At 39.9% G+C, this 5718-nt stretch carries 7 protein-coding genes; 5 read left to right on the plus strand and 2 right to left on the minus strand.

The window, feature by feature from the left end; genetic code table 11:
- Positions 1-1194 (minus strand): sensor histidine kinase (locus tag AC1DND_RS16885; protein ID WP_477583355.1); only part of this gene is annotated, 1194 nt, incomplete at its 3' end.
- A 140-nt stretch (positions 1195-1334) separates the two neighbouring features.
- On the opposite strand from AC1DND_RS16885, the gene AC1DND_RS16890 reads away from it, so the two are divergent.
- The 5 genes from AC1DND_RS16890 (at position 1335) to rlmN (ending at position 5443) form a co-directional block, all read left to right on the plus strand.
- The gene (locus AC1DND_RS16890; protein WP_477583357.1) at positions 1335-2024 is read left to right on the plus strand and encodes a helix-turn-helix transcriptional regulator; all 690 of its coding nucleotides are present in this window, start codon (positions 1335-1337) and stop codon (positions 2022-2024) included.
- Positions 2025-2096: 72 nt separating this feature from the next.
- A complete protein-coding gene (locus AC1DND_RS16895) occupies positions 2097-2657 on the plus strand; it encodes a DinB family protein (protein ID WP_477583358.1) in 561 nt (186 codons plus the stop codon).
- Between the two features lie 119 nt (positions 2658-2776).
- Complete coding sequence (locus tag AC1DND_RS16900) at positions 2777-3298, plus strand: NADPH-dependent FMN reductase (protein ID WP_477583360.1); 522 nt, start codon at positions 2777-2779, stop codon at positions 3296-3298.
- A gap of 27 nt (positions 3299-3325) precedes the next feature.
- Complete coding sequence (gene rluF / locus AC1DND_RS16905) at positions 3326-4297, plus strand: 23S rRNA pseudouridine(2604) synthase RluF (protein ID WP_477583362.1); 972 nt, start codon at positions 3326-3328, stop codon at positions 4295-4297.
- Positions 4298-4387: 90 nt separating this feature from the next.
- Positions 4388-5443, plus strand: a complete 1056-nt coding sequence (gene rlmN / locus AC1DND_RS16910) for a dual-specificity RNA methyltransferase RlmN (protein WP_477583363.1) — start codon at positions 4388-4390, stop codon at positions 5441-5443.
- Between the two features lie 9 nt (positions 5444-5452).
- Here the strand turns inward: rlmN and AC1DND_RS16915 are convergent.
- Positions 5453-5718, minus strand: a 266-nt coding sequence (locus tag AC1DND_RS16915; RefSeq protein WP_477583365.1) for a hypothetical protein, incomplete at its 5' end; no start/stop codon positions are given.

Here is a 5718-nt window from a genome sequence, read left to right on the forward strand (position 1 = left end):
ATCTAATACCTCGTTCACAATTTGAAGTAAGTGAATGGAAGATTGATAAATGGCATCCACATCTTTCTTATTCGGCACATCCTGCTGGGTAATCAGCTCGGCATAGCCTAAAATAGATTGCAGTGGCGTTCTGATCTCATGGCTCATGTTCGATAGGAACCGTTGCTTAGCCTTACCATGGTATTCTGCCTCATCTTTGGCAAGCTCCAATGCCCTTCTGTACCTGTTGCTTTTTGTAATGTCAGCTAAAATTAAATACAGCAGAATAACCGTTAAGAGAAAAAAGATAATGATAATGGTTGTGATCTGCGTAATCCCATCATTAACCACCTCTTTGGCCTGTATACCGTTTAAATCTATCTGGGCCACTGCCTCCCCCTCCACTTCTCTTAAAATCTGTAGCATCTGGGCGGTCAGGGCATTACTGGCAYTTGACAGGTCTGCTTCGCGTTTTAAAAATTTCTGGCTTTTCTGGCGTTGCTCTAGTTCGATATTTTTCAAGGCCCCCGTCATGCTCTTCATAATGCTATCTTCAGCTTTAGCATTCAGCGTATCGCGCTTTACCTTAAATTCCTCATTAATGATTTTATACACATCAGATTTCTTCTTGCCAAACAGTTTACTCAAAAAACCCCTCGATTTCTGTTCTTCTTCAGGTGCCACTGTAGTGGTCGATGTAGTTGTCTCGGTGGTCAGTACTGCGCTATCTGTCTGCCTAGTACGTGTAGCAACCAGTTCGTTTAATTTCTGAACCTCATTAGAGAACGATTTGGTATTCACCAATGTTTCTCGCACCTTTAAGTAATTGATAAATTGTTTATCCCGGTCGGTTAACAGATTCTTGATCGACTTTATTCTGGCCAACTGGGCGGAATCGCCCTTATACAATTTGCGTAAGGTATCTAAACTAGCCCTTAACTTACGCGACTCTTTAAGAAAACTATAGGTACCTTGTTTATTGAAAGCTTCATCCCTTTGTAACTGATCTAACCTGGCAATCTTATGTGAGAGATCATTTACGATCCTTAAGCGGTCGTTCGGGGCCGAAATTTCTTCAACAGTATCCAGCATCCGCGTAAAAGCAAATTTGCTGATGCCCCATGCCAATAGCAATGCAAAACAGGCAAACAGGAAACCTATTATTACTTTACTTTTTATTGCCCGGAAGAAGCGCTTTTGGATAATAGCAGCCATTTAATTCAGATTATGTATGATAAACCCTAATTATAACGGTTCAACCAATAGAATTGATATGTATTTATCTTTTACAAATAACGTACCACAAGAAAAATTGATTAAAAAACTTTAATTTTAAATGCCTAAAAAAACAAACTATGAACCGTATCGACCGACTTTTCGGAATCTTAACCCTGCTTCAATCCAGAAAATACATTACCGCAGAAAAAATTGCGGAAAGGTTTGATATGAGCATACGCACGGTTTATCGCGATATTAAAGCATTGGGCGAACAAGGAATACCGGTAAGTTTTGAGCAGCATAAAGGCTATTATCTGGTTCAAGGTTATTTCCTGCCACCAGTTTCTTTTAATATGGACGAAGCCAATGCACTGCTATTGGTTGAAAGTTTGGTGAACGGATTTGCGGATAATTCCATCCGTGCCCATTACTCCACAGCACTGACAAAAGTAAAGGCGGTATTAAAATCGGGACAAAAGGAAAAGCTCGAAACCTTAAACCAGCATATTAAATTGCAGATTCCGGAAAGGTTAAATTTTAACTTCGAATACCTATCACTTATTCAACACGCTATTGCAGAAAAACACCTGATCGAACTCGATTATAAAAACAATAAGGAGGAAGTGAGCAAAAGAGAAGTAGAGCCAATTGGATTGATTTTCTATGCTTTTAGCTGGCATTTAATTGCCTGGTGCCATTACCGGAATGAATACCGTGATTTTAACCTCACCCGGATTATCTGCCTTAAAAATCTAGGTATTCCTTTCAAAAAAACGCAGCACATGCCGCTAAGTGAATACATGCACCTGCTCCCTGTTAATTATTAAAAAAATATTTTTCACACTGCCATAGGGTTGTCAGTGGGCTGTATTTTCTTTGTGTAACTAAACACCAAAATCATGAGTATAGCCGATTTACTACTAATGGATTTAAACACCGCAGAAAAAACAAAACAGAAAAATATGGACATTATTAAATTATTATTGAAAGAGTTAGAAGCCGAATTTAATACGACAAAAAAATTCCTGGCTATTGTACCTGTAGATAAGTTTGACTGGGCACCACACGAAAAAAGCATGAAAATGAAATCGCTTGCGGTTCATATTGCTGATCTGCCGAGTTGGGTTTCACTGGCATTAACTACTGATGGACTGGATTTTGAAACAGCACCTTATGTAGAAAAACCTGTAGAAAGTGCCGATGACCTGGTTAAAATTTTAGAGGAAAATTATGCACTTGGAAAAGCAGAATTAGAAAAAGCGACGGAAGAAGACCTAAATGGTCGTTGGGTATTGAGCATGGGCAAACAGGTTTTGGCGGATTATTCTAAATACGAAACCATCCGCCATTCACTTAGCCAAACCACTCACCACAGGGCGCAGTTAGGTGTTTACTTAAGAATACTTGATATTCCGATCCCAGGCAGCTATGGCCCAAGTKCAGATGATCAAAACTTTTAGTTGTTAATATGTTTAGAATAGGCTGTCGAAACCTGGTGCGTTTCGATGGCCCGTTTTGAAATGACAACACGATTACCAGACCACCTTGATATTCCATTTACGCTTTGCTACTTTTAGCAATGAAAAAAATATTGGCAGTCTCTGGAAGCACAAAAACAATATCAACTAATGCACTTTACATAACTGCCATCTCCAGGCTTTTAGGCAGAGAGTTCGAGGTAACAAACTTTCCGTCTATTGCAGATATCCCACACTTCAATCCTGATTTAGATCAGGAAAATCCACCACAGGTTATCGAGGCGCTTCGTTCAATCATCAAAAAGGCAGATGGAATCATCATCTCTACACCAGAATACGCGATGGGTTTACCAGGATCGCTAAAAAACCTGCTCGATTGGACCGTAAGCACAGCATCATTTTCGGGGAAATCCGTTTTAGCACTTGTTGCTTCAACCCAGGGTGAAAAAGCCTATCAATCCATAATCGATATTTTAACGGTAATTGAAGCGAGGGTATCGCCCCAGCTTATCTCATTTGCAAAAGCGAAGATCAACAATGAAGGAGCGATTACCGATAAGGAAACTTTAACCGCACTCAAAAGCACCATCGATTCATTTGTTGCCAGTGTGGAGAATGGATAACACGATTTATTTCCGTAAAATTGCAGTATGAACAATAACTCTGCAACCCGTTTAAATAAATTCATCAGTGAAAGTGGATTATGTTCACGCCGTGAAGCAGACCGTTATATTGAAAAGGGTACCGTTTTCATCAATGGAAAAAGGGCTAAAGTAGGCGATCAGGTTTTTGCAGGCGATAAAGTGATGGTAAACGGTCATAATATCGAACCTAAAGAAGAAAGTAATTTCATCCTTTTGGCTTTTAACAAACCTGTCGGCATTACCAGTACAACGGAAGGCAGCGTACGCGATAATATTGTTGATTACGTGAACCATAGCGAAAGAATATTTCCAATTGGCCGATTGGATAAAGATTCTTCAGGTTTAATCTTCCTGACCAATAACGGCGATATCGTTAACAAAATTTTAAGGGCGGGGAATAAACACGAAAAGGAATATGTGGTAACGGTAAACAAACCGATTACCGAAGATTTTATTTTCGAGATGAGCAATGGTGTTCCAATTTTAGGGGTGAATACGCGTAAATGCAAGGTAAGGCAGATCAGCACATTTGTATTCAATATTATCTTAATTCAAGGCTTAAACAGGCAGATCCGTAGAATGTGCGAGCATTTTGGTTATGAGGTTACCAAGCTCGAGCGTACCCGCATTATGAATATCAATCTAAAAGGTATTCCTACAGGAGAATTTAGAGAACTTACCGAAGACGAGATGAAAAGCATCACCAAAAGTGTTGAAAATTCATCATCCGAAGCCAAAACAAAACCCAAAGGCACTAAGAAAAAAACAAATACGTGGGAAGAAATCCCCGAACTTAGAGAAGAACAGCCAAAAAAGGCATTTAAACCAAAGCCGTCTGGCCCAAAGTCAACAGGAAAAAAGAGCGCAGGTCATTCCGGAGCAAAACCAACAGGTAAAAGCAATGCGGGAAACAGAAATTCCAAACCTGCCAAAGGTAAGGCTATCAGCAAGTCAAACTCAAGAGGCAGAGGAAGATAAAGCTAATTAATTGTAAAATTTAGCATCTTGCAGGCACCCTCAACCTTCTGCCTTTCTGCCTTACACCTTTTTTAAGTACCTTTGCAACAAATGGTAACAGCAAAAAAAACCGATATCCGTGCATTAGATCTACCTCAGTTGCAACAACATCTTGTAGCGATGCAACAACCTGCATTTAGGGCTAAGCAGATTTACCAATGGCTTTGGGAGAAATCGGCTACAAGTTTCGAGCAGATGAGCAATCTTTCTAAAGATCTTCGTAAAGCATTGGACGAAGCTTTTGCCATTAATGCTGTTCAGGTTAACAATTCTCAGTTCAGTAACGACCATACCATTAAAAATACTTTCAGGTTAGCAGATGGTAATATTGTAGAGGGGGTTTTAATTCCTTTAGAAGACCGTATGACCGCTTGCGTAAGCTCTCAGGTAGGCTGCAGTTTAACCTGTAAGTTCTGTGCAACTGGTTACATGGACCGTAAGCGTAATTTAAACGCTGATGAGATTTATGATCAGGTAGTGTTGATCGATAAGCAGGCTAAACAGAATTACAACAATCCCCTTACCAATATCGTGTATATGGGAATGGGAGAGCCGCTGTTAAATTATGCCAATGTATTGAAATCGATTGAGCGTATCACTGCACCAGATGGCTTAAACATGAGCTATAAGCGCATTACAGTTTCTACAGCGGGTATTGCTAAAATGATCAAAAAATTGGGCGATGACGGTGCTAAATTTAATCTGGCACTTTCACTWCATGCCGCTGATGATAAAAAGCGTAATGAGATCATGCCGATCAATGAGGCCAACTCGTTAAAAGCATTAGCCGATGCGCTAAAATACTACTTCGCTAAAACTAAAAATCCGGTAACTTACGAATACATTGTTTTTAATCATTTTAACGATGAAATTTCGGATGCTATGGATTTAGCTAAATTCTGCAAACATATTCCTTGCAAGGTAAACCTCATTGAATATAACCCTATTTCTTTCGCCGATTTCACCAATGCGGAAGGCGATAAGATCGATGCTTTTTCCAATTATTTAAAAAGCCAGGGGATCAACACTAACATCCGCCGTAGCCGTGGTAAAGATATTGATGCTGCTTGCGGGCAGTTAGCGGTTAAAGAGGAAGCTAATGCTTAATCTCCTCATTTAAAATTCAATATTATTTGTTAAGCATAATCTAAAGATTAATTTTTTGATGATCAGGAGCGCAGTAACAGTAACATGTAGGTTGGGTTCCGTCCTGCTGTCCGCTGCAATCCTTTTGGATATCCGTTCCGTCAAACAAACCATCCTTAACCAAAAGGGATTTCCGCTGCCATCAGGGCTATTTAACCTGGGACGGAAGGCGTAAAACTCAGGAGAGATCAGGTTTGCGCAAATCAGCGTAATCTGCGGGAACAGAACCTTATCCC

This window comes from Pedobacter sp. 01N416, assembly GCF_056399685.1.

Bases quoted from the DNA above. Each gene is read 5' to 3' on its own strand.
- AC1DND_RS16900 (WP_477583360.1), top strand. From the start codon at position 2,777: ATGAAAAAAATATTGGCAGTCTCTGGAAGCACAAAAACAATATCAACT.
- AC1DND_RS16890 (WP_477583357.1), top strand. From the start codon at position 1,335: ATGAACCGTATCGACCGACTTTTCGGAATCTTAACCCTGCTTCAATCC.
- rluF (WP_477583362.1), top strand. From the start codon at position 3,326: ATGAACAATAACTCTGCAACCCGTTTAAATAAATTCATCAGTGAAAGT.